The 25299-nt window shown below is 35.7% G+C and carries 22 protein-coding genes; 17 read left to right on the forward strand and 5 right to left on the reverse strand.

The genetic code is table 11. The features are described 5' to 3' along the window. Positions 1 to 181 precede the first annotated feature (181 nt). The 6 genes from gcvT (at position 182) to G7058_RS10260 (ending at position 5960) form a co-directional block, all read left to right on the forward strand. Positions 182 to 1297 carry a glycine cleavage system aminomethyltransferase GcvT gene (gcvT, locus tag G7058_RS10235; RefSeq protein WP_166063432.1) on the forward strand — a complete coding sequence of 372 codons (1116 nt, stop codon included), beginning with the start codon at positions 182 to 184 and terminating at the stop codon, positions 1295 to 1297. Between the two features lie 12 nt (positions 1298 to 1309). Beyond that, positions 1310 to 1699 (forward strand): glycine cleavage system protein GcvH, encoded by a 390-nt coding sequence (gene gcvH, locus G7058_RS10240; RefSeq protein WP_166063433.1) that lies wholly within the window; start codon positions 1310 to 1312, stop codon positions 1697 to 1699. Further along, positions 1699 to 3051, forward strand: coding sequence for an aminomethyl-transferring glycine dehydrogenase subunit GcvPA (gcvPA, locus tag G7058_RS10245; RefSeq protein WP_166063435.1), 1353 nt, complete (start codon positions 1699 to 1701; stop codon positions 3049 to 3051). The genes gcvH and gcvPA overlap by 1 nt, the downstream gene beginning before the upstream one ends. Then, positions 3048 to 4493, forward strand: coding sequence for an aminomethyl-transferring glycine dehydrogenase subunit GcvPB (gene gcvPB, locus G7058_RS10250; RefSeq protein ID WP_166063436.1), 1446 nt, complete (start codon positions 3048 to 3050; stop codon positions 4491 to 4493). Before gcvPA ends, gcvPB begins: the two co-directional genes overlap by 4 nt. A gap of 399 nt (positions 4494 to 4892) precedes the next feature. Further along, a complete protein-coding gene (locus tag G7058_RS10255; RefSeq protein ID WP_166063437.1) occupies positions 4893 to 5597 on the forward strand; it encodes a beta/alpha barrel domain-containing protein in 705 nt (234 codons plus the stop codon). 15 nt (positions 5598 to 5612) lie between these two features. Then, positions 5613 to 5960, forward strand: a complete 348-nt coding sequence (locus G7058_RS10260; protein ID WP_227004442.1) for an iron chaperone — start codon at positions 5613 to 5615, stop codon at positions 5958 to 5960. A 137-nt stretch (positions 5961 to 6097) separates the two neighbouring features. Here G7058_RS10260 and G7058_RS10265 read toward each other — a convergent pair whose 3' ends face one another. The 3 genes from G7058_RS10265 to G7058_RS10275 form a co-directional block, all read right to left on the reverse strand. Beyond that, on the reverse strand, positions 6098 to 6271 hold the full coding sequence (locus G7058_RS10265; protein WP_166063438.1) for a helix-turn-helix transcriptional regulator: 174 nt from the start codon (positions 6269 to 6271) through the stop codon (positions 6098 to 6100). A 138-nt stretch (positions 6272 to 6409) separates the two neighbouring features. Beyond that, positions 6410 to 6529, reverse strand: a complete 120-nt coding sequence (locus tag G7058_RS12075; RefSeq protein ID WP_166063770.1) for a type II toxin-antitoxin system RelE/ParE family toxin — start codon at positions 6527 to 6529, stop codon at positions 6410 to 6412. 12 nt (positions 6530 to 6541) lie between these two features. Next, entirely contained in the window at positions 6542 to 6742 is a 201-nt protein-coding gene (locus G7058_RS10275; protein WP_166063439.1) for a hypothetical protein, read from the reverse strand. A 620-nt stretch (positions 6743 to 7362) separates the two neighbouring features. Here G7058_RS10275 and lnu(G) point away from each other — a divergent pair. The 3 genes from lnu(G) (at position 7363) to G7058_RS10290 (ending at position 10233) form a co-directional block, all read left to right on the forward strand. Further along, positions 7363 to 8166: a lincosamide nucleotidyltransferase Lnu(G) gene (lnu(G), locus tag G7058_RS10280; RefSeq protein ID WP_025785293.1), complete on the forward strand. Its 804-nt coding sequence runs from the start codon at positions 7363 to 7365 to the stop codon at positions 8164 to 8166. Positions 8167 to 8569: 403 nt separating this feature from the next. Beyond that, positions 8570 to 9244 (forward strand): response regulator transcription factor, encoded by a 675-nt coding sequence (locus G7058_RS10285; RefSeq protein ID WP_101152101.1) that lies wholly within the window; start codon positions 8570 to 8572, stop codon positions 9242 to 9244. Positions 9245 to 9309: 65 nt separating this feature from the next. Further along, positions 9310 to 10233 (forward strand): sensor histidine kinase, encoded by a 924-nt coding sequence (locus G7058_RS10290; RefSeq protein WP_219842500.1) that lies wholly within the window; start codon positions 9310 to 9312, stop codon positions 10231 to 10233. A gap of 30 nt (positions 10234 to 10263) precedes the next feature. Here G7058_RS10290 and G7058_RS10295 read toward each other — a convergent pair whose 3' ends face one another. Then, complete coding sequence (locus tag G7058_RS10295) at positions 10264 to 12228, reverse strand: ABC transporter permease (protein ID WP_104844535.1); 1965 nt, start codon at positions 12226 to 12228, stop codon at positions 10264 to 10266. Then, the gene (locus G7058_RS10300; RefSeq protein WP_104844536.1) at positions 12225 to 12971 is read right to left on the reverse strand and encodes an ABC transporter ATP-binding protein; all 747 of its coding nucleotides are present in this window, start codon (positions 12969 to 12971) and stop codon (positions 12225 to 12227) included. Before G7058_RS10300 ends, G7058_RS10295 begins: the two co-directional genes overlap by 4 nt. 503 nt (positions 12972 to 13474) lie before the next feature. On the opposite strand from G7058_RS10300, the gene G7058_RS10305 reads away from it, so the two are divergent. The 8 genes from G7058_RS10305 (at position 13475) to G7058_RS10340 (ending at position 25046) form a co-directional block, all read left to right on the forward strand. Then, positions 13475 to 14083, forward strand: coding sequence for a TetR/AcrR family transcriptional regulator (locus G7058_RS10305; protein WP_025785297.1), 609 nt, complete (start codon positions 13475 to 13477; stop codon positions 14081 to 14083). Positions 14084 to 14126: 43 nt separating this feature from the next. Beyond that, on the forward strand, positions 14127 to 14990 hold the full coding sequence (locus G7058_RS10310; RefSeq protein ID WP_025785298.1) for an alpha/beta fold hydrolase: 864 nt from the start codon (positions 14127 to 14129) through the stop codon (positions 14988 to 14990). A gap of 11 nt (positions 14991 to 15001) precedes the next feature. Continuing rightward, a complete protein-coding gene (locus G7058_RS10315; RefSeq protein ID WP_025785299.1) occupies positions 15002 to 15910 on the forward strand; it encodes an Mph(B) family macrolide 2'-phosphotransferase in 909 nt (302 codons plus the stop codon). 388 nt (positions 15911 to 16298) lie between these two features. Beyond that, the gene (locus G7058_RS10320) at positions 16299 to 17654 is read left to right on the forward strand and encodes a hypothetical protein (protein WP_025785300.1); all 1356 of its coding nucleotides are present in this window, start codon (positions 16299 to 16301) and stop codon (positions 17652 to 17654) included. After that, positions 17632 to 20262, forward strand: a complete 2631-nt coding sequence (locus G7058_RS10325; RefSeq protein WP_025785301.1) for a helix-turn-helix domain-containing protein — start codon at positions 17632 to 17634, stop codon at positions 20260 to 20262. The genes G7058_RS10320 and G7058_RS10325 overlap by 23 nt, the downstream gene beginning before the upstream one ends. A 5-nt stretch (positions 20263 to 20267) precedes the next feature. Next, a complete protein-coding gene (locus tag G7058_RS10330) occupies positions 20268 to 22115 on the forward strand; it encodes a site-specific integrase (protein ID WP_025785302.1) in 1848 nt (615 codons plus the stop codon). Beyond that, a complete protein-coding gene (locus G7058_RS10335) occupies positions 22108 to 22839 on the forward strand; it encodes a hypothetical protein (RefSeq protein WP_025785303.1) in 732 nt (243 codons plus the stop codon). Before G7058_RS10330 ends, G7058_RS10335 begins: the two co-directional genes overlap by 8 nt. An 86-nt stretch (positions 22840 to 22925) precedes the next feature. Next, positions 22926 to 25046 carry a type IA DNA topoisomerase gene (locus G7058_RS10340; protein ID WP_227004443.1) on the forward strand — a complete coding sequence of 707 codons (2121 nt, stop codon included), beginning with the start codon at positions 22926 to 22928 and terminating at the stop codon, positions 25044 to 25046. Positions 25047 to 25299: the final 253 nt, after the last annotated feature.

Genomic DNA, 25299 nt, shown 5'->3' on the forward strand with positions numbered 1-25299 from the left:
CAATGACAAAAATATTAGTAAAATTGCAAGGGATATTGTGCGAAATATTATGGAGAAAAACGCATTAAAATCTAATCTTTTCTTAATTAAGTATTTTACAGTATTTTTAGAAACTGGCAATAGAAGATTGTCATCATATGGATAGTCTTTATTTCTGTCAATATGCTAAAATGGCAGTAACATGAGCAGAGAGGGTGAGGTTGTGGGCGACTTGAAGAAAACACCGCTATTCGGATTTTATCAAAATCAAAAAGTTAAACTTGTTGATTTTGGTGGCTGGGCAATGCCAATACAATTTAACGGAATTATTAAGGAACATCAAGCAGTTCGTAATGAAGTGGGTATTTTTGATTGTTCACACATGGGGGAAATTGAAGTAACAGGTCCAGATTCAGAGCAATACCTCAATCGGTTAGTTACTAACAATGTCTCTAAAATGACTAATAATTCAGTCCAGTACAATGTTTTTTGTTCGGAAACAGGTGGAGCGATTGATGATGTCATGATTTATCGTTTTGATGCTTCCAAGTATTGGGTAGTCTCTAATGCTTCGAATACTGAAAAAGTTTGGGACTGGATGCAAAAACAGCATAAAAATGAAGAAATAAAACTTGAAAATATTTCTGCGGCTATTGGTTTGATTGCGATTCAAGGTCCACAGGCGCAATCTGTCTTACAACAAATTGCTTCCGTAGATTTGGACACCATCAAACGACATAAATTTGAACAGAAAATAGAATTAAATAGCAGCAAGAACACGCTGATTTCTCGAACAGGCTATACCGGCGAAGATGGCTTTGAACTTTACCTACCTGCTGCTGAAACAGAACGTGTTTGGCAATTGTTATTAGAATTAGGCGCGATGCCGTGCGGACTTGGCTCGCGTGATACTCTGCGCTTAGAAGCCGGTCTTCCTTTATACGGGCAAGACATGAGCGCGGATATCTCCCCTATAATGGCAGGCGTAGGCTTCGCAGTAAAAACTAAGAAAAGTACGTCTTTTATTGGACAAGAAGCTTTGAGATTGCAACGTGAAGAAGGAGTAACGCAGAAAATTGTCGGCTTTGAAATGTTGGAAAGAGGTATCCCCCGTCACGATTACCAGGTGCTGTCAGAAGACGGGACTGAAATCGGCGTGGTTACTTCGGGAACGCAATCACCTTCTCTTCAAAAGGGAATTGGGATGGCGTTAATTGCTGTTGAATACAGTGAAATCGGAACGCCGATTCAAATATTAGCACGCAATAAAAAGATTGCGGCTAAAGTAGTCACGAAACCATTTTATAAAAAAGCGTAGGAGGTTTTAAATATGGCAGAGCAAAAAACATATTTTACAGAAGAGCACGAGTGGGTACAAGTTGTGGAAGGAAATACGGTACGTATCGGTATTACGGATCATGCGCAAGAACAACTGGGAGATATCGTCTTTATTGATTTTATTGCGGAACTTGGTGAAGTAGCGAAGGGTGACGATATCGTCACTGTGGAATCGGTAAAATCTGTTTCAGATGTGTATGCGCCGGTATCTGGTACCATCACAAAGCAAAACGAAGTTCTGAATGATGCCCCTGAAACAATCAACGAAGCTGCGATGTCAGAAGGTTGGATGGTCGAATTGGAACTTTCTGATTTAGAAGAATTGGAAGAATTAATGGATCTAAGCGCATACGAAACATTTGTTGCCGAGGAGGATAATTAATGACTGATGAATTCTTTCGTTATTTGCCAGATACTGAACAAGATATCGCAGAGATGATAGAAGAAATTGGTGTTGATTCGATTGCAGACCTATTTGCTGATATTCCTGACGCGATTCGAATGAGCGGGGAATTAGCTATTCCAGGCGCCATGGCGGAAGGCCAGTTACTGCGTCATATGCAACGGATGGCAGCAAAAAATACCACGGCGAATCAATTGCCAATCTTTACCGGTGCGGGGGTCTACGACCACGAAATACCCAGTGTTGTGGATGCAGTGATTTCGCGTTCTGAATTTCTAACTGCTTACACACCCTATCAGCCAGAAGCCAGTCAAGGCGAATTACAAGCAATTTTTGAATTCCAGACGATGATCAGTGAACTGACCGGGATGGAGGTTACCAATTCATCGTTGTATGACGGAGCAGCTTCCTTGGGTGAAGCAGTTGGATTAGCACAAGCAGTAACGCGTAAGAAAAAAATATTGGTCTCTAAAGGGGTCCATCCACATTCTCGTGCGGTATTGCATACGGCCTCACCCGGACGTGGGAATGAGATTATTGAAGTTCCGCTTGAGAAAGATTTAACGAATATGGATATTTTACAAACGGAGTTGGATGGTGATACGGCAGCTGTTGTCGTGCAATATCCGAACTTCTTTGGAACGATTGAAGATTTATCCGCAATAAAAGGGCTGCTGGAAGGCACCAAAGCCAAATTGATTGTTGTTGCCAATCCACTTGCGTTAGCGCTTTTAGAAGCACCTGGGAATTTAGGGGCAGACATTGTGGTCGGCGATACTCAACCGTTTGGACTACCTATGGCTTATGGCGGCCCGCATTGCGGTTATTTCTCTGTAAACAAGGGGGATATTCGAAAAATTCCGGGACGAATGGTCGGCGAAACAGTTGACCAGGATGGTAAGCGTGGTTTTGTATTGACGTTACAAAGTCGTGAGCAACATATTCGTCGTGAAAAAGCGACTTCTTATATGAGTTCGAATCAAGCGTTAAATGCTTTGGCATCTGCGGTTGCCATGACTTCATTAGGCAAGCAAGGTGTACAAGAAATGGCACAATTAAATGTCAATAAAACGGGCTATCTAGCAGATCAGTTAGCCTCTCACGGCTTCACCGTTTACAACGAAGGACCTTTCTTCAATGAATTTGTTGTCGAATTAAATATGACAGCAGAGAATGCGAATAAACGCCTTCTGGAAGCAGGTATTATCGGTGGCTACTCTTTGGCGGAAGAGTATGACTTACCCAATCATCTTCTTGTCTGCGCAACTGAGAAACGGACGAAAGAAGAAATCGATCAATTCGTTTTAGCTCTAGGAGGTGTCTGGGCATGAGTGAGGTAAATCCGATGATTTTTGAACTGGGACGTGAAGGACGTATTGGGTATAGCTTTCCTGAATCCGATGTTCCTATGAAACAACTTCCTACGCAAGTATTGCGGAAAGAACCGGCACGTCTTCCTGAAGTGAGCGAACTTCAGTTGATGCGCCATTACACACGTCTATCACACGATAACTTTGGAATTGAGAACGGCTTTTATCCATTGGGTTCTTGTACGATGAAATATAATCCTAAAATTAATGAAGTAACAGCGCGTCTAGATGGCTTTGCGAACATTCATCCGTTTCAACCGGTTGAACATGTTCAAGGTGCGCTGCAGTTGATGTATGAATTGCAAGAAGACTTAAAAGTTATTACTGGAATGGATGCTGTTTCCCTTCAACCAGCTGCAGGTGCACATGGTGAATGGACAGGGCTCATGATGGTGCGTGCCTACCACGAAAAAAATGGTGACACAAAACGGACGAAAGTCATTGTGCCCGATAGTGCCCATGGGACAAACCCTTCGAGCGCAAATATTGCTGGCTATGATGTCATCAGTATTCCTACGAATGAATATGGACTTGTTGATGTGGAGGCTTTACGCAGTAAAGTAGGCGAGGATACAGCCGCGTTGATGTTGACGAATCCAAGTACACTTGGCTTGTTTGAAAAAGATATTGTTGAAATTGCTGATATCATTCATGAAGCAGGTGGTTTGGTTTATTACGACGGTGCCAACTTGAACGCGATTATGTCTAAGACATCGCCCGGCTTGATGGGCTTTGATATCGTTCACTTAAATCTGCATAAAACATTCAGTACACCACACGGCGGAGGAGGTCCTGGTGCGGGTCCGGTTGGAGTGAAAGCACACATTATTCCGTTCCTACCTGTGCCACGTGTAGAAGAAACAGAGCAAGGTTATACATTGAATGCTGAATATCCAGATTCAATTGGTAGAGTGAAAGCATACTACGGAAACTTCGGTGTTCTAGTCCGTGCTTATACGTATATCCGTACAATGGGACCAATTGGATTGCGAAAAGTATCCGAGAGTGCGGTCTTACACGCTAACTATTTAGCAAGTCGCCTGAAAGAGACCTATGATCTTCCATATCCTCAAATTTGTAAACATGAATTCGTACTGTCCGGAAAACGCCAGAAGAAACAAGGTGTGCGAACGTTAGATATCGCTAAGCGTTTATTGGATTACGGATTCTATGCTCCGACTGTCTACTTCCCATTAATCGTTGAAGAAGCGATGATGATTGAGCCGACAGAAACAGAGTCGAAAGAAATGTTAGATGAATTTGCCGATGTGATGATTAAAATTGCGACTGAAGTAACTGAGAATCCTGATTTGGTTCGCGAAGCACCACATAATAAACCTGTGCGCCGTTTGGACGAAACGAAAGCAGCACGACAAATTAAAGTGAATTACTATTCTGAATAAGTATCCATAAGGTAGCTCCGATATCACAAAACGCGTACACACAGAAGGTTCAGACCATCTGTGTGTACGCGTTTCGTTGATTCGGAGCGAAGCCTTTTTAAAGTATGGTTTGTAAGTTTCTGTAAGAACGTCATTCATTTTTTTGTGGGTTCCACGTGTTTTTTTGTTCCACGGAGGGTAAATAATTGATTTTTAGTTGGCAGAATGATTAACAGACCGGCTTTCAGCCGTTAACCATAGGCCGTATGCCGGTAATTAGATGATTTTACCGGCGTCTAGCGATACTCGTAAGTCTGTAAGCCGGTATATTTTCTTTTTTATTGAGAAAATATTAATTTTCAGACACCGTGTATAGTTTTATAAACGTGGTATAATTTCTATATAATAAATTTAAATGCGATGAAGAAAGGGGAACTCCCATTGGCAAGAGATAAAAAACATATTCCTGGTGTTATTTCCAGTTTAAGAAAAGACATCGTAGAAGTTCCGGAAGTCATAACAAAATGTAGCGGAATCAATATTAACGGACGTAAATTAAAGTCGTTTTTATTCACAACCGACATCGCGATTATTTGTAATAACGATGCAGATGCTATTTTGGCCGTCTATTCCTTTACACCACATCCGGGAATCATCCAAGCGATTGCTTCTGCAGCACCAGTACCCGTTATTGCAGGTGTAGGTGGGGGACTGACTCATGGTCCGCGTTCTGCTAACATTAGTCTTTTCGCAGAATCTTTGGGTTCGATTGCAGTTGTGGTAAATGCACCGACTCCGATTGCGACGATTCAATTAATAAATGAGACTGTTGATGTTCCTGTCATCGCGACAATCGTATCTGAAGCAAATGATATCCAATCACGTTTAGATGCGGGAGCGGATATATTAAACGTCAGTGGCGGTGCAAATACAGTTGATTTGGTAAGGAAAATCCGCGCTGAATTTCCTGATGTTCCTATTATCGCAACGGGTGGTAAGACAGATCAAGATATCTTGGATACAATCGAAGCTGGCGCCAACGCGATTTCCTATACCCCGCCAAGTGTAACGGAGCTCTTCAAGAAAAAGATGGATATTTATCGGAACGAAATTAAAAATAAATAACAGCGAGGTGGAAGTGTGATAGAAAATGATTCTGTAGACGTTTATATTTCTGAGTTTCCCATAGAAGTGCAAGAAATCTTAACGAACATCCGCACCATCATTTTTGAAGAAGCACCCGAAATCACAGAGAAAATAAGTTATCAAATGCCGACATATTGGCGCGGTGGAAATTTATTTCATTTCGCGGCTTTCAAATCACACATCGGATTCTATCCGACGCCCTCTGGAATCACGCCCTTTGAAGAAGCATTAACGCCCTATAAACACGGCAAAGGTTCGATTCGTTTTCCTTTGAATGAACCGATTCCATACGAATTAATTCGAAAAATGGTTCAGTACCGATTGAAAGAGACAGAAATATAAATACACGAGAACAACCATCGTTTTAAGCGGATGGTTGTTTTTTCTTATTTAATAAGTATTAAAAGCAACGTTGCCAATCCCAAAAGAATAGTGTTGGTAATGCTGCTTTTAGGTTTAGAACGAAAGTCTGTAAACCATCATTTATTTTCCACCAATTTTTTTGTTGTTTTGTCGATGAATGTGAGTTCTAAGTTTAAACCATCTGCAATTTTTGTAATGGTCTTTAGAGAAGGAGCATAAGAAAAATTTTCTACCCGAGCTATTTGAGCTTGAGATACATGCACCTTGTCAGCTAATTCTTTTTGCGTCATTTTTTTTCTTTACGCAAGCTAGCTAATAGAGCGGTCAATTCAATTAGATTTTTATCTTCTTGCGAAATGCTGCTAATATCTTTCTTTACATCGGTCCATTTCATATGAATTATCCTTTCTTACGCTCTAGTCAATCAGCTAGTTCACGTTTCGCTTGTTCGATTTCTTTTTTGGGCGTCTTTTGTGTTTTTTTCTAAATTGGTGCAATAAAAGTAACTGATTATCTTCTAGCGTTGCGAAAAAGACCCGATTAGGGATGGGGCGTAGTTCTCACAGTTTCCCGTCAATTTGTTTTACTAGCGGTTCTCCTACAAATGTGCCATCATATTCAAGGCGTTCCATTTGGTAGTAGAGCTTTTTTAAGGTTGACTTGTTTTCTTTTGTTGGATTACGATCTAATTCTTTGATCCAATCCATGATTTGACTGTTCCCTTTTTTATCTTCATAAATTTCTATTTCGTATTTTTTCATAGAAACGCCTATAACGTTCTGTATAATTAAACAATATATCAAATTTGATATATTGTCGAGAAAGCAAAGAAAGAAGTGAGTGAATGAGTAAAACCGTTATTTTGTTATATGGATAATATTGTTCAAAGTAGGTTCTTGACTTGAAAAAACATTCTAACACCTTGTTTGCCAAGAAGGAATAGGACATATAAATGTTCGACTATATGAAAGGAAAAGTCGAATAAAAAAGGAATAATAGGTATAAAGTTAAAGATTTTTCTTGGGTTTGTGAAAAAATGTACTTAAGCTAAACGGGCAGGATAGTTTAAGTGTATTTCTTCACAACAACTTGTACTTTGAACTATGAAGTGTTAATATACTATTAATCGAAAGGAGAGATGGGTGGACAATGAAGAACTAATCTAATTTTTAACAATTGAAATAGTATATTTCAGTTTAAAAACTTAGGATTAGTTTGCCCATTTTTTCATATACTAAATAAATGTAAGACTGAATAGCTAAAAAGGCTACTTAGTTTTATTTGAGTATCGTAAAGAGTGACATGACTAATCCTTCCAACATTATATGGGAGGATTTTTTATTATTCTCCCAGAATCAAAATAAAGAAAGAAGGAATCGAATTGTTAAAACAAAAAGAACTAATGGCAAGGGTTAAGGAACTTGTCCAGTCAGATGAACGAATATCTGCTTGTATGATGTATGGGTCTTTTACAAAAGGAGAGGGAGATCAATACTCTGATATAGAATATTATGTTTTTCTGAAAGATGATACAATTTCCACCTTTGATTCAGCAAAATGGCTAAATGAAGTCGCTTCCTACCATTTACTCTATCAAAATGAGTACGGTACGGAAGTAGTAATTTTTGAAAATCTAATACGTGGTGAATTTCATTTCCTTTCCGAAAGCGAAATGAATATTATTCCTTCATTCAAAGAATCAGGCTACATTCCTGACACAAAAGCAATGTTTATTTATGATGAAACAGGACAATTAGAATTGTATTTATCAGGGTTGGAAGGTTCGGGACCAAATAGACTTACAGAAGAAAACGTAAATTTTTTATTGAATAATTTTTCCAACCTATGGTTAATGGGGATTAATGTTCTTAAAAGAGGGGAATATGCACGTTCACTGGAAATTTTATCTCAATTACAAAAAAATATACTGCAACTCATTCGAATTGCGGAAGAAAATGCCGATAATTGGTTTAATATGACAAAGAATCTTGAAAAAGAAATTAGTCCTGAAAACTATGAAAAGTTTAAAAAGACTACTGCCCGATTAAATGAATTAGAACTATATGAAGCCTATAAGAACTCTTTGCTTCTCGTTATGGAATTTCGAAATCTTGTTGAAAAACAGTATCAGTTAACCGTTAGCAATGATTTTTTCGAAAAACTGTTACATTATATGAATGAATAGAAAAAAACTTATTGTGCTATCGGGTGCTTAATACAAAAAGGAAGGTGAGTGAGAGAATAAAATTCAACTCTTTAATTCCAGAGTTTTCAGTTAAGTACATTGAGAAGTCGAAATGGTTTTATATAGATATACTTGGATTCCAATTAGAATATAAGAGCATAGTAGTAAAGGGGTTAGTCGTAAGGCAGGGATTTTGTTAAGCAAGTTCTTTTAGTGTTTCATATTCTTTACCTTGATGAATACTATGGAATTTACATATGGTAAACTTTAAATAAAAACGACTTTTATGTAACGCTATTTTAATTATGATATACTTTTGAAAAGGTACATAAATTCTAAAGAATATAAATGGATACAGTTATAAAGTGGCATGCTATAATTTAAAGCACTGATGGGTGATTTCATGTATAAAATTATGATGGTAGAAGATGATGAAAAAATTAGAAGAATCGTTTCCGATGTGCTTCACAAATGGAAGTATGATGTGATTGAGGTTACAAATTTTGACCAAGTGTTAACGGAGTTTGAACAGGTCCAGCCACACTTAGTATTATTGGATATCAATTTACCGACATTGGATGGTTTTTATTGGTGTCAGCAGATTCGTTCAGTTTCCAAAGTCCCTATTATATTTCTTTCTTCTAGAAACGAAAACATGGATATTATTATGGCTATTAATATGGGCGGGGATGACTTTGTGCAAAAACCGTTTGATTTAGATATACTTGTTGCCAAAGTAAAAGCACTTTTACGTAGAAATTATTCCTATCGAGATGAAGAATCTGTACAACTTATCCATCGGGGTTTGAAATTAAATATAAGCAATTCGGTGGCTGAATATAAGGGACAGAGCGCAGAGCTATCTCGCAATGAATTTATTATTTTACAATTAATGATGCGCAAGATTGGGAAAATCGTATCACGAGATGACTTAATGCAGGCATTGTGGAATGAAGAGCAATTTGTTGATGATAACACACTGACAGTAAATGTGAATCGTTTACGTCGAAAGGTTGCTAGTCTTGGGTTGAATGATTTTATAGTTACCCGTAAAGGAATGGGGTATATTATCGAATGACTTTTTTTCGGTTTTTACGGTATGAAAAGTCTTATATATGCGTCTATTTAATAGGTTTCATGCTCATGGCTACTGTGTTTTTCCTTGATGTTAATATAAATTTCACTTGGGGAACCTTTTTATATGCCTTTGCTTTATGCACGATTGTATTGATTGGATTTTTAGTATTTCGCTATCAACAAAATGTACGAGCAATCCACAATATTGATCATGAGGCATTTGACAGATTATCTCTAGAAGCTGAGCAGATGCAACAATTAATGGATGAGATGAGAAAAGAGCATATACGAGAAATGAATGCTGTTCAAGAGAAACAAAAAGAACATTATGATTTTATTGTTTCTTGGTTTCATGAAATCAAAACGCCAATTGCTGTCCTCCATTTAATCCAACAAACGGATATAGATGCGAATAGTTTAAGGGAAGAAATCGAGAAAATTGAAAATTATGTTGATCAAGCTCTTTATTATGCTAAATTAGATAGTTTTAATCAAGATTATAGTATAGGGAGTTGCGATATGATTGGCATTGTGAAAGATACGGTGAGAGACCATTCCAAAACTTTTATTTCTAAAAAAGTTCGAATCCTCTTGCCCTCTGAATCGATGAGCGTACAAAGTGATTCTAAATGGTTGAAATTTATAGTAAATCAACTTTTAACCAATAGCTTGAAGTATACGGACAACAGTGGAGAAATTTTGATTGGTACCAATGAAACCCCACAAGAAAAACAACTCATCATCCGAGATAATGGGATCGGAATTACACCACAAGAGCTACCAAGAATATTTAACCGAGGATTTACAGGTGAAACGGGGCGAACATACTCTAAATCAACAGGGATGGGCCTATATTTAGCACAACAATTATCCAATAAACTTGGTCACTATATTACTTGTACATCTGAAGTTAGTTCCTACACAGAATTTATTATCCATTTTCCAAAAGATGATGATCCTTTTTTGTTTATGAATAAGGAAAAGCAATGACTAATAAAATCAGTCATTGCTTTATTTTTATCACTTTTGTTGATTAACAATCTTATAGTAAAGATTGGTTGACGACACGTAAAACAAGAAATAGATAACAAAATAAATAATTAGTATTGCCCACATGATAGAAGTGAGCTGTGGGAAGTCTCTCACTTCCTCGAATATAGAGTAATTCATAATAAACAAGCTATGCAGCATTCCCAGTATAAGTGGAGGCAAGAAGACAAAAAGCAGTTTCTTACGGATGACTTTTTTCATTTCAGTGTTACTAACACCAATTTTACGCAGGATAGCATATTGTTTTTGTTCGTCTGTTGCTTCACGTAATTGTTTGAAATATATAATGCTTCCTAAAGCAAATACAGCGATGACGGCAAGAAAAGCTGCTGTAAACAGTAATAATGCTGAAGATTCAGCTTGAATAGCATAGCCGTCCGCAAAAGCTGAATAATAGATATCAGGTGATTGCGAAACAATCGCTTGTATTTGTGCTGATAAAGCTGACGCATCTTTAGCATTTTCAATTTGGTATAGTTCATACATTTGGGTATTCTGACTATTTTGTATAGTGGCATACGCTTCATCCGAGATAATGAATATAGCAAGATGAAGAAAAACATTGGTGTTACTCAAATTACTGGCAGGGCCAAGTAGTGCATAGTCTTTTCTTTCTATAAGGTGAAAAGTAGACTCATCTCCTACTTTTACTGTGAATTCTGATTGATCATCCTGTGTGAACTGTTTGGGTGTATCTATTTTTGAAAGAACAATAGCCTCTTGGCCATGCAGGTTAACTTCCTGGTCATCACCGCGTAAGGCAACTATATCGTTAAATTGGGTCTCTGAAAATAAAAGGATATCTTCTGTGAGATAATCCGATTGTTCAAAGGCAACATCTCTGTTTGTAACGGGATTTACTAAGATCCCTTCAATCGTTTCATGAGTGATAACTGGGTGGTTTGATTCATGAATCAATGTTTCAATTTGATGCTGAATATGTTCATCCTGAGATTCGAAAGCAATATCATTTGGGAAATTTTTAGTACTCCCATCGAGTTGAACAGCGTAATTAATGGCTACAAAACCTACTAAAATGATAATTGCTGCGCTAAATAATGAAATGGAAGTAAGATTTAAGGCGTTTCCGCGAATGGAAAATCGAAGTGAAGAAGTCCATAAAACACGGTTTCCTTCATTATATTTTCTACCTCGACTAACGATTTCTAATAACCACCCCGAAAATTGACGAAAGAATAAATAAGTACCTCCGACAAGTCCTATCGCCATAACAATTATGCTAGCCAGACGATAATCTTCCCAGACGATAGAAGTACCATCCCGACTAATTAAAAAGAAAGCCATCCCTAATAGCAGAATAGATAATAAGGCAAGCAGCTTAGAAGCTGGTTGAAGCTTTTCCAAGTTTGTTCCTGAATGAAATAATTCTACCAGTTGGATACGACGTACACTGAAGTAGCTTTGTATACTAATAATCCCAGTTAGTATAATGAATAAAACAATAGTCGCCCCGATAGCCTCGAGCGGGAAAGTAAATGAAATCACTTCGTCGTACTGCATTAAATTCATTAAAAGCATCCCAGAAAATTTGGAAAGCAGACCACCTGTTAAAATGCCGATGACGAGCGAAATACTACTAAGAATAAAAGTCTCGACAAAGACCATCAAAGCAATTTGACGCTCACTCATCCCATAAAGCAAATACATTCCAAATTCCTTTTTACGTTGGTTCATAAAAAATGTATTAGCGTAGAGTATGAAAAAAATAATAAATAAAAACACCACAATGGATGCTGCTATAAGCCCTACCTGAAAATTTTCTTCATTTTCTAATGCAGCTAAAACATCCTCATTAAAGATTAAAGATGAAAAAGTAAATTGAATAACTACTCCAATAATCATCGAAATAAGATAGATGGAGTAAATTCTAAAATTCCGTCTGACATTGCGCCACGATAAATCCAATAATTTCATCTGCGATTTCCCCCTAGAGTGCTCTGAAAGGTGAGGATGCGATCAAAAAATTCCTTTTGGGTTTGTTCTCCTTTGAACAGCTCATTTACAATCTTACCGTCTCGTAGAAAAATGACACGTTGGCAGTAACTTGCAGCATAGGGGTCATGTGTAATCATCATTATCGTTGTTTTAAATGTTTGATTAAGTGATTCAATTTGTTCCAGTAGCTGTGTTGCAGAGCGAGAGTCAAGTGCACCTGTAGGTTCATCAGCAAAGACAATCGCTGGGTTAGTAATAATAGCACGTGCCGAAGCAGTACGCTGTTTCTGCCCGCCAGATATTTCAGATGGATAATGATTTAAGATCGATTCAATGTTTAGCGGTTGAATGATATTGGATAGTCGTTTCTCCATTTCCTCAACATGTGTCTTTTGTAATGAGAGTGGCAAAAGAATATTTTCCTTTACTGTCAACGTATCTAGTAGGTTATAGTCTTGAAAAATAAACCCCATCCGCTTTTGACGAAATTCACGTAATGATTTCTTTTTTACTTCCAATAGCGAGGTCCCTTCAATCCAAATGTTCCCGCCATTAAATGTGTCAATCGTGGATAATGTATTCATTAATGTTGTTTTTCCTGATCCAGATGGACCCATAATTGCGGTAAACTCACCTTCTTCAACAGCTAAATCTATATTTTTTAAGACCTGAGTCTTTCCGTATGATTTAGATAAGTTTTTCGTTTGAATAATTGTATTCATTTGCTTAGTCCCCTTTCAATGTCAATACTATACCTCTGAATAGGATTACCAACCATCGATGTAATATAATGCAACATGACAAATCTGTCACAAATAAAAAATTGCATAGTAGAACTCTCGGTTGGAAGATTAGAATTACTAAAATAATCGTTATCTTATTAAAATATGTTATAACCATCATGAGAGGACTGTGGATATGATTTTATTTTTACAACCATGATTTATATTATTATCTTTTATTGGTCACGACTGACTTTTTGGAGTTAATATAAATAACGAAGGGGGGTTATTGAAGTAACAGGTGCTTATCTTGAATAAAGGAGAGCACCATTTCGCTATAGGGGCAGTTTAGTTGATGAAGCTTACTGAAAATATTATTCCATTACTTTACTGTATGAGAATAATCAAATTAAGTATGCCTTGATTTCTTAATGCACATTATGCTAACATAAAAACAAATGAAAAACTTGTTTTTATGTTTTTATAAGAGAAGGTTTAGGACTATGGCTAAATTCACACAATTAGAAAAAGAAAGGATTAAAAAAGAATTATTTGAAGTGGCATATCGTTTTTTCGTTGAAAAGGGTTTTAAGAGTACTTCCCTTGAGGATATAACTTCGTCTGTTGGCATTGCGAAGAGTACTTTTTATGTATTTTTCCAATCAAAAGAAATGCTATATATGGAGTTGTTATCACATGAGGGAGAGCAAATTGAAAATCAGGTTTGGCCAAAGGTTTTAGCTGCTGAGGATATACGTTCAGCTATAAAAATATACTTAGATGAGATGGCTTTGGAGCTAGAAAATAAGATTTTAACTCAAAGGCTGATTTACGATCTCGAGGAGTACAAGCTTGTATCAAGAAAGCTAAATCCAGAGTATGTTGGATCAGAGAATCTTAGAAGTATCACCCCTCTTATGGACTTTATCAGGTCACGTCAAGATTCTAAGGAGATTATCGACGAAGAACCAAGCGTAATTGCTGGCGTTTTAAGAGCAGCTTTATTAATAGGCTCACAAAAGGGAGATTTACTGGAATACAATTATGAAATGATTAGGGAGTTATTATTCGAAGCTGTTGCTGATCGAATTACTCGGTCTTATTTGGTCTAGGTAAGTATTAATCAGATGAAAGTACTAAAAAAGGTGATAATTCATGACAGAAAAAATAATTCGTTTTAATGATGTTCATATCTGTACTGAGAGTTTTGGAGATATTAATAATCCAACTATCTTGTTAATTATGGGAGCTACTACATCAATGATTTGGTGGGAGGAAGAGTTTTGTAAGAGATTAAGCGATCAAGGGTTTCATGTTATACGCTATGACAATAGGGATGTAGGTAAATCAATTACTTACGAGTATGGCCATCCAGAGTATACTTTTGAGGACTTGGCTGATGATGCAATTCAGGTACTAGATGCGTATAAGGTTGATAAGGCTCATATAGTCGGTATGTCTATGGGAGGGATTATTACGCAGATAGTAGCTCTTAAACACCCAAGCAGGGTGCTTACTATTTCATTGGTTATGACATCAAATTTTGACCCTAGCCTTCCTAAAAAGGATAGTAAAGTAACAGAAGCTTTAGGTGAGCTTAAAATCAAAAATTGGCAAAACAAAGATGAAGTGATAGAGTGCTTTATTAAAAAAAGCAAAGTTCTTATAGGCTCTAAACATATATTTGATGAAGAAAAAATAAGAAGACTGAATGAAGAAGAATTTGATAGGGCTAGTAATTTACAGAGTAGGGATAATCACGGAATTATAAGGGGATGGGGTTCATATTTATCAAGAACTGCTGAAATAAACGCTCCTACATTGGTAATTCACGGAATAGAAGACCCTATTATTCCATACGAGCATGGAGTTCATCTCTCTAAGATTATACCAAATGCTGTATTAGTTACCTTAGATGGTTCTGGACATGAGCTTAACTATAATGATTGGGATGAAATTATTAATTCTATATCAAAGCATGCAGCAAATTTATTACCGAAATTTTTAAAAATTAGATAGGAGTGATTTGAATGGGTAAAGAAATGAAACAAGTTATGGAAATAGCTAAAAAACATAATCTAATTTTAAAGGAAGAAACAATACAGTTTAATGAATCCGGACTGGATTTTCAAGTTGTATTTGCCCAAGATGAAAGTGGTACGGAGTGGGTTCTTAGATTGCCTAGGCGGGAAGATGTTATGCCTAGAACAAAGGTAGAAAAACAAGCATTAGATTTGGTTAATAAGTATGGAAAATCTTTTCAGGCGCCAAATTGGATTATTTACTCAGATGAGCTAATAGCTTACAAGAAGCTAGATGGCGTACCAGCAGGAACTATAGATCATAATATAGGGAACTATGTTTGGGAAATAGATATTAACAATGTTCCAGAATCTTTTCACAAGTCTCTTGGAAGAGTGTTAGCAGAGATTCATAGCATACCGAGTGATAAAGCCGTGGAACTTGACTTAGTAGTACACACACCAGAAGAAGCAAGAATGTCAATGAAGCAGCGTATGGATGCGGTAAGAGCAAAGTTTGGTGTAGGTGAGAATCTATGGAACAGATGGCAAACATGGGTGAATGATGACGATATGTGGCCTAAGAAAACTGGTCTGATTCATGGAGATATACATGCCGGACATACCATGATTGATAAAGATGCTAATGTGACCGGATTAATCGACTGGACTGAAGCTAAAGTTACAGACATTTCGAATGACTTTATTTTCAACTTTAAAGCTTTTGGTGAAGAAGGGTTAGATGCCCTAATTCTTGCTTATAAAGAAGCTGGTGGGTATTACTGGCCTAAGATGAAAGAGCATATTATTGAACTTGACGCAGCATACCCAGTTTCAATTGCTGAGTTTGCATTAGTGTCAGGCATCGAGGAATATGAACATATGGCAAAGGAAGCATTGGGAGTGATAAGTTCGTAGGTGGTTGATGCCTTCGTTGACACGTTCCCACATAATTCGGTTTCCACATAAGTAAAAATCGCTTGTATAGCAGTAAGAGAGATTGTGAAGGATTACTCTTTAACTAAAGGGTGCATTAGTTCAATTAGATGTTAGAATTAATCATTATCTAATCTTAGGCGGAAGAAATGATTAATCGCTTTATAAAAATCCTATAGCATTTGGTGAAGAGAGAACCTGTTTTAAATTAGACTTTTTTAAAACAGGTTCTTTGTGTTTAAATTAAAAAGTGAGTTCTCTTTGAATAAATATTATTTTAAACCCGAATTTGATTGACTTTTAAACAGAAATCGTCCAAACTAAAAACAAGAATAAACGTTCGGTTTAAAGGTTTGGAGGAGGGGATAAAATGTATAATGCAAAATATCGATTCGTCTGGAAGGCGATAAAATACAATAGAAAACAAGGTGGAGAAATTGTAAGTACACCTTCATTTATTATTGGTCTAGAGGATAGAGAAACAAAAGAAGTTTTCCCTCATCCCATAAGCCATTTTTTGTATAAGAAATACCATAGAAACTCGGGTTCAGTAAATACTGAATTAACTGTGGCGCAAATTATTGTTCCCTTCTTGAACTTTGTATTAGATAAAGTGAATCAAGAAGCGTTAAATTATACTGCAATCAAAGGATTGGTTGACTTACAAGAGTGTCATGCTAATGCTTATTTACAATATTGTGTAGATGAAAAATCAAATAAGAATAGCACTTTAGAAATGAAAGAGAACTTTTTATCCAAGTTTTATAAGTACTTATGGGATGAAAAAGTATTAAAGCATAAGCCCAGATTCAAGTTAGTTTCAGTAAGAACAGGAAAAGAAATCAGAAAAGTCTATAAAATAGACTTTACCTACAAGAAGACAGATGAAACTCTTTTACGTGAGAAGATTAAAAGAAAAGATTTAGTTCCTCAAAATCATGAATCTAACGAGAACAGAATCTTTATTCGTTTGCAATATATTCGAGAGATACTTTACGTAGCAAAGCATGAAGTACCTGATATAGCATTTGGAGTGGCTTTACAAATTTTTGGAGGGTTACGTAAAGGTGAAGTCGTAAACCTGACTAGAACAGCTTTAAAGTCGCAAAATGGGCAAGATTATGGTGTTGAAGGATTAGTGATACTTGTCAGGGATCGTCAACTTGATTTATTTAATAGGTTTGAGGATGTTTCAACAATGCAGGTGAAAAATCCAAGAGACCAATCATGTCTTATTGATCCAATTTTAAATTATCTATATAAAAATCATATGGAAGTGGTACTTAAAAAGGTGAAAGGACCTAAACAGCCTAATGCATTGTTTTATAATACGGAAGGAAATTCAATGTCTGCCGACACGTATGATAAGCGCTTTTTAAAATTAAAGAATGCTTATTTAGGGATGTTATTAGGTACAGAAGGTAGATATCAGGATTATTTAGACTTCTCTCAAACAAAGTGGCGCTCTCATATAGGGAGAGGAGTATTTACAAACATGTGTTTAGATGCTGGATTTAATGAAAAACAGACGGCCGTATTACGAGGTGATAGATCTACTCAATCAATGGAGTCATATTTTGATATTATAACTGCCACTTATAATATTCGAAAGGCTTTAGGCTTACTCTCTCCAGATCAATCTAGTAATATAGCAAACTTAAATATGCCAATAAATAATAAAATGTGGAAGGAGGTTCAAGAATTTGGGTCAGGACTTAGAAATTAACTTTAACGATTACATGACAATCTACGAGATAGCCGAAGAGAAGTTTAATAAGAAGCCCAATAATTACTATTTTATTTACAAATTAGAAGAATCCATATCAAAATTACCAGCTGAATGTAAGATTTCAAAGGTCGAATTCAGAGAAAAATATTACGTTGAAAAATATGATAAAAATATTAAAAACTTATATTTGAAAGAAGATGTAAAACGTTTTTTTAGAAATTATGTACCAAAGGCATCTCTCAAGGCAAAACTAAAAAAAGTTGTTAGCGACGCTACAATTCACAAATATTATAAAAAACTAAACCCAACTGAAATTATACTTGGTGGAAATTTAGATGTTTTTGTTTCAATAGAAATAGCACAAGAACTAACTGAGATAATAAACACAGTGGCAGGCAAGGGACAATGGGGGTGGAGAACTCATACTTTCGAAAAATATAAAAATCAACACAACTATTTGTCACTTGATGAGGTTATGAAAAAATTAAATTGTTCTTATGCGACTACTCAAAGGTTAATTAAAGAAAAGTTGTTATTCGTGTCAGATAAATATGGAGACAGAATGCTTTTTGAAAAAGAGCACGTATTCGAATTGTTTTCTGAACAAGCAAGGCTTATTGAAAAATATAGCAACAATTATTACACAGCGAAGCAAATTCAAGCGAAATATAGTAATGCTTTTGCGCAATATATAAAAGGCGGAGAAGATAAGGTTCGAATAAAGGTAACAAAAGTTGATCCCCCACTGCTATTAATCTCACACTTTGGTGTTCAAATGAAACTCTATGAAAAAAACGAAATTGATAATCTATGGGCGGATTATAAGCTTTATTTGGATATGAATTCTATGTCGATAGAAGATCCTTTTGAAGATTTTCTTTTCAAAGTTGAGCAAGTGTTAAATATTAAATTTACAAAAACTCAGCAAAACACAAAATTATTATGGTATCAGTATGTTGAAAAATACCTTCTTAGGACTAGGATGTCTGATAAGAATAGAATTACATTTCTAACTAATCAATTTGCCAGATGTACGGAAATAATATTCACTACTTTTAATAAAGAAATATACTCCTATTCTGGAAAAGAAATCAATAGTAAATTTCTTAACGATACACCTAATATTAGAAGAAGTTATCAAGGGGATTTCTATTATTTCTTAAAACAAATGCTTGAAACTTTTACTATGGAAGGATTACCTTTACCGTATAGCGTAGATGAATTAAATGACCCAAGAACCTTTAAAAGAATTAAGGAAGTAGCCACGGATATTTATTCTTTAGAGGAATATCATGAGCTATACAAATATACCAATCGTGTAGGATTTCATAAAGAGAAAGCAATACAAGATGTTACTGAGTTAATCCAAAGCATGAATTATACAAAGTATAAACGATACGACAGTTGCTGGTTATATATTCTAGTTCAATTAACAAATAATTGGAGACATAGTACCGTACTATCACAAATTCCAAGAATTGATCTATCAACTACCTCAATTGAAAACTTGGAGTGGTTAAAGAGAAATGATCCTTCGGTGGAGGATGCAAACAATATCATTTATCAAATTAGCAGGTATGTAACAAAAATAAATAAAACAGATGTAAGTGCTGAAGGAATATTTACTATTGGTGAGCCACTCAAAGTTGCTTTTGCAACTGCGATAAGTATTTGTGAGTTTCGTAGAAGAGCAACATTGGATAGTAGTTCTACCTTAATAGATTTATCAGGTCATTTAGTGAAAAAATATAATCCACATAAAGATTTCTTTTCAGAGTTTACTAATGGATTTAAATTTGAAAACAGAAAGATGAATAGAACTCTTAACACTCTAATCTGGTCAGTGCTTAGACATATGGGGAAAGGGTTAAAAGAATCACAAGTATCAAGAAGCCACTTGCAAGATCAAACAACCATTAACCATTATATTAAGCTATCTAACGAACAAGTGAAGAATCTTGTGGATGAATTGTTTGAAAGAAATCAATTTGGATTTGTAACACAAACCTTAACGAATATACTTTTTGGCACTGAAACAAACAAAAGTATCGAAACGGAAAGAATGTTAGAGGTAAATAAGCAATTCGGTGATGTTTTTAAAATTGAAGCGACCGCAGGATTAATTAACAGAATCACAACAGAAAGGGAGCATGTATTAAAATACCTCGCAGAGTTTGATATGGAAGGACTTCGTGCCCTTTTTTACCAATCCCTAACAGGATCGCTTCCTTCAAAACAGAGATACCATCAATGTATCTATGCTGAATGTAAATATGAGAATGAATACGGTGAAAGACCATCGTGTGATACTTGTGCAGCATCAATGATTAATGTGTATGCGCTAGAAAATATAATGGACAATTATATCTTTATGATGGAAAAAATAGCAAAAGAGTTTGATAGTGCAACCATCGGAGAAAAACAGAAGCTTGCAAACCAGTTTTTTCTACTGCATAACGTTGTTGATCAAGCAAGAAGTAGATTTGGCAGAGAGGTTGTAGATGGATTTGTAGAAGGAAATACCGAGCGAATAAAGAACTTAGGTCTAGATTTATCAACAAAAGGACTAAAGAGTTTTAGAACTTCAGGAATACTAGGGGGGTGACGTGTGTGGCAAGCAAAAGGAATGTAGGATCATTAATGCTTGATTTCAGCAGTATTAATCCAGGGGATATAAGAGGTGCTGGGTTTGATATTAGCAAGAATGTAGAAGAGGCAAAGAAGTCTTTAGAAAGCTTTCATGATTATAGAGTTAAAAAAGTTAGTGTAAATTTTGAAGATAGTAAATGGATTTTTAATGAAGAGTTCACGCGAAGTAACGTGGTTTTTGATTACACGATGATTTCCCACTCTTTAAAATTTGGTACAACTGAAAATAAAGAGGAATTATTTATCGCAGTGAAATGTTGGATGGCCAAAAAACTTAATGAAAGCTCTATAACGGTTACAAAGGCTAGGCTTTTAAACCTTGTTACTGCTTTTCTATCTACAAAGGGTCTTAGGGAACATAGTGAATTATTGGAAATGATTCAGGAAAGCAATCTTATCCGTAGAGGTTCAAAAAATCAATATAACGTCAAAAAAGTGTCTAACAATGTTATGTATAGATTTATATCGGATCTTGTCAATTTTTTAGAATTTTATAATCGAGATGAATTTGTATATTTCATAAATGATTTAAACGAACATAAAGCGAAAATCAAATTGGAAAAAAACTACAGAAAGTTGCCGTCTTTCAAAGATATTTTAACCATAAAACAATGTCTAGACAGTTGGTACGAAGAAGCGGTAAAAAACGATAGTGAAAAATTACTTAAATATTTTCCTCTTGTTTTATGGTGGAATCTAACAACTATTATCCCTATGAGGGTAATTGAGTTTTGTCACATTAAAAGAAATTGTTTTTCATTAAAGGATGGAAATTATTTCATCACCTTTCCAAGAATGAAGTACGATCGAATTAGTACACATCGAACAGACATTGAATACGACACGTTACCTATCCCTCAAGAATTGTACGACCTTTTTCAAAACTATTTAATACGCTCGGAACAGTATGGACTATCGAATTATTTAATTTCACATAAGGTTTATCGTCATTATTTCAGCGATGATAAAAAAACATATGATGATAATTCTTTGTTTAACTATCATAATTTCAATAATACAATAGCAAGTTTTTTCAAAGAAATAGTACACGAGAAATATAAAATCAATATTATTTCTATAAATAAGCATTACCGGAGAAATTACTCAACAAGATCAAAAGAGGCATTTATATCTGATTCAGCAATCGGTAGTATAGATACAATGATTAACCTTGGCGATTTAAGACACATCGCAATTATTAATATGATGATGCAGGGATATGACAAGGTTGAGATTCAGCGATTGGCAGGACATATTACAGAGGATATACAATATAGCTATTTCAATCATATGGAAAACTGGATGGACATTGAAATACAGAAAATGGAGAAGGAATTCAATCAGTATAGACCAATAAATTCAACTTTTAATGACAATGAAATTTCACTTTTACATCCAAAATCCCAAGATATTTTTGAGAATCAAAGCAAAAAAAATTACATAAACAAGAATGTGGAGGAAAAGGAATATTTAAAATTAGATTTAGGCTCTTGTATGGACAAAACTATGCCCTGTCCTAGTTTCAATTGGAAACATAGAGGTTGTTATTTTTGTAAACATTGGTCTATTTCCAATCAAGAACTAGAAGAAAAAAGAAATCAAATTGCTTTTGACTTGAATTTACTTTATGAAGAAACAAGAGGGAAAATCAAGTTTATACAGTCGCTATTTGATCTGCAATTCGATAACACAGAAAACGTCAATAATAATACAAAACGAGACTTATCTTCAACGTCAAAGGAAATTCAATTAGATATTAAACGGATTGCAAAATTACGGTCTATGTTAGGGGTTTCAGATAATGAATAAAATCGGTACTAAAGGCATTTTGGATGATATAGAAAAAGAGACTTCATTGAGGAAACTGATTGTTGAATATGATGAAAACCATAATATCAAATCTAAAATCACATATAAAGACATCTATGATTTCGTTAAATCGCAGTATGATAATGGCCAAGTTGATTTTTATCCTGGATATACGTGGTGGAAAACAAAAGGAAAACATTTAGTAGACGAATACAATTTAGTAAAAAAAAGAACCATACCCTTATCCGAAACAGAGGACTTAGACGTTTTTGACATCCTTGATGTGATAGAAAAGAATTATGGAGATAAAGAATCGTTAATTAAATATCTCCTTCCTTATAATGATTTGTTAGATAGGCTTGTCAATAAAATTAATAAGCTTCAAAGTAATTCCCGAAGCCTATCAGAACAGATTGTAAAAAAGGATGAACGAATTCAAATATTAGAACAAAAAAACAGCAATCAACAGTCTTTATTGGACGGGCTATTCTACAATATTATAGGATCTGAAAAAGAATTAAATAAAGTAATGAAAAGGGGTAGTACGAAATCAGATATAGTGAATTATGCATTGTCTGAAACTTTCGGAAATCCTGCTGCATACATTGACGAGTTCAGCAAACGTTTAGAGATAGGTAATTTTACTATAGACGATCAGACAAATAATGTCGTTAAGTTCCAACCCAAAAGTGATGTTTTGGAGGAAGATGATTATGATTATTAAAAACCATAAGTCTTGTTCGACTTTATGAAAAAGTCGAACAAGACTTATACCAATGAAAACGTGTAGAAAAGGAGATTGACCTAAAATTGGGATACGTATTAATTTTGGCCGAAAAACCCAGTCAAGCGTCCGCTTATGCAGACGCTTTTGATTATTCAGAACGTAAAGATGGCTACTTTATTGTGTCAGATAATGAATTTTCGAATGCCGTCATTACCTATGGATTCGGTCATCTCGTATCCCTTTTTTCACCAGAAGATTACACCCAAGAATGGAAAAAATGGAACCTGCAGACATTACCGCTCTTACCAACGGAGTATCAGTTTAAAGTCAGTGAAGGAAAGAAAAAACAATATATGATTGTGAAGAAGCATTTAGATGAAGCAGACACGATTATTATCGCTACAGATGGCGATCGAGAAGGAGAAGCCATTGCGCGTTTAATCATTAATCTTTCAGGAAATAGCCAAAAGCAACTCAAACGTCTCTGGATTAATTCATTGGAAAAAGTAGAAATAAAAAATGGGTTCCGCAACTTACGGAATGGAGAAGCATTCTATTCTAGTTATAAAGAGGCCGAAACTAGGCAAATCGCTGATTGGTTGGTCGGTATGAATCTCTCTCGCCTTTACACGCTTTATATGCAAAAAAATGGCATGAAAGGCGTCTTTAGTATTGGTCGTGTTCAAACACCGACGTTGTATCTGATTTACCAGCGGAATAAAGAGATTGCGGCATTCGTCAGTAAACCTTTTTTTGAGTTGTATGGCAACTTTAGACATGAAAAGGGTGTTTATCAAGGGAAATACGCAGAGCGTTTTGATAGTGAGGCAGATTTAGAGGCATTTAAAGAGAAGCATTCACTAAGCGATTCGCTTCCTGGACAGATTACATCCGTCAAGACGGAGGAAAAGAAGCAGTATGCACCGAAACTTTTTAGTCTTTCTGATTTGCAAGCAGTAGCGAATAAACGCTTTAATTATGGCGCTTCTGAAACATTGAAAATCGTGCAAGGTCTGTATGAGAAAAAATTGATTTCTTACCCGCGTACGGATACGAACTATATTGGACGTCCAGAGTTCGACTATTTAAAAACGTCTCTTTCAAGTTATTTGAATCTGGTAAAGGAGACAATCGACGACCCACAACTAAAAGAGAACAAGCGCTATGTCAATGGCGCCAAAGTCCAAGAGCATTATGCGATTATCCCAACGCGGACATTACCACAATTAGCAAAACTATCTCAAAAAGAACGAAATATGTATGAGTTGATTCTGTATCGCACGCTAAGCATCTTTGAAAAACCATATGTGTATGATGAAACCACGATTGAAACCACCGTCCATGCGGTATTGTTTAAGACAACAGGAAAAGTAGAAAAAACGATGGGGTGGCGGAAGTTTTACAAGCATAAAAAAGAATCCACACAATCGAAAGAAGCAAATCAAACACTTCCTGCTGTAAAAGAAGGAGAGGCAGTTGTCAGTCATTTTTTAGCTAAGGAAGGAAAGACCCAGCCACCCAAGTACTACACAGAGGGAACCCTGATTACGGCCATGAAAAATGTAGGACGTGATGCTGAAGATGAAGATAATAAAGTCATCTTAAAAGAAACCGAAGGCATTGGAACGGAAGCGACACGCGCAAGTGTCATTGAAACCTTGAAAAAACAAGACTATATCACACTTCAGAAAAACGATATTCTAGTCACAACAAAAGGCGAAACGCTGTGTGAAGTCATTCAGCATGATGAAATAGCCAATGCTACTATGACAGCCAAATGGGAAAAGTACCTTAAAAAAATACGTAACCATGAAGGCACGCAAGAAGCGTTCTTGAATAGTATTACAAACTTTATTCGTCACTTAATCCAAAAAGTACCAGGTACGTTTGAGACCATCGATATAAAAACATATGCCGAAAAAGGTAATTCAGACACGGTCATAGGTGTGTGTCCGCAATGCCAGAAGGATATAATAGATAAAGGGAAGTTCTTTGGTTGCACGGGTTACCGTGAGGGATGTTCCCTTACACTGCCTAAAAAGTGGAGTGGAAAGACCCTCACAAAGAAGAATATAAAGGATTTGTTAGTCAAACAAGAAACCAGTCTTATAAAAGGATTTAAGAGTAAAAAAGATACACCTTTCAATGCCAAATTGAAGTTAGTTAATAATAAATTAGCTTTTGATTTTCCTAATCCAAAGTAAAACCTCCTGATATTCGCTTGAATCTCATGCTATTCAAGCTATAGAAGCAGATTTAAACTCTAGAACTGTATATTTCTTATATTATTATAGTGAACTTTATGGTTCTTTATATAAATAATCAGCGAGTCGTATTCTTAATAGATTCGCTGATATTTTCCGGATAGAAGCCGTTGTACTCGACGGCTTCTATTTGTATGCCACCTTTTTTATTGGTTTGAATGGCTTCATACAGAATATGCTAGATTTCGGTTGT

Origin of the sequence: Jeotgalibaca porci, assembly GCF_011299095.1 — a bacterium.
In the GTDB taxonomy this organism is placed as follows: domain Bacteria; phylum Bacillota; class Bacilli; order Lactobacillales; family Aerococcaceae; genus Jeotgalibaca; species Jeotgalibaca porci.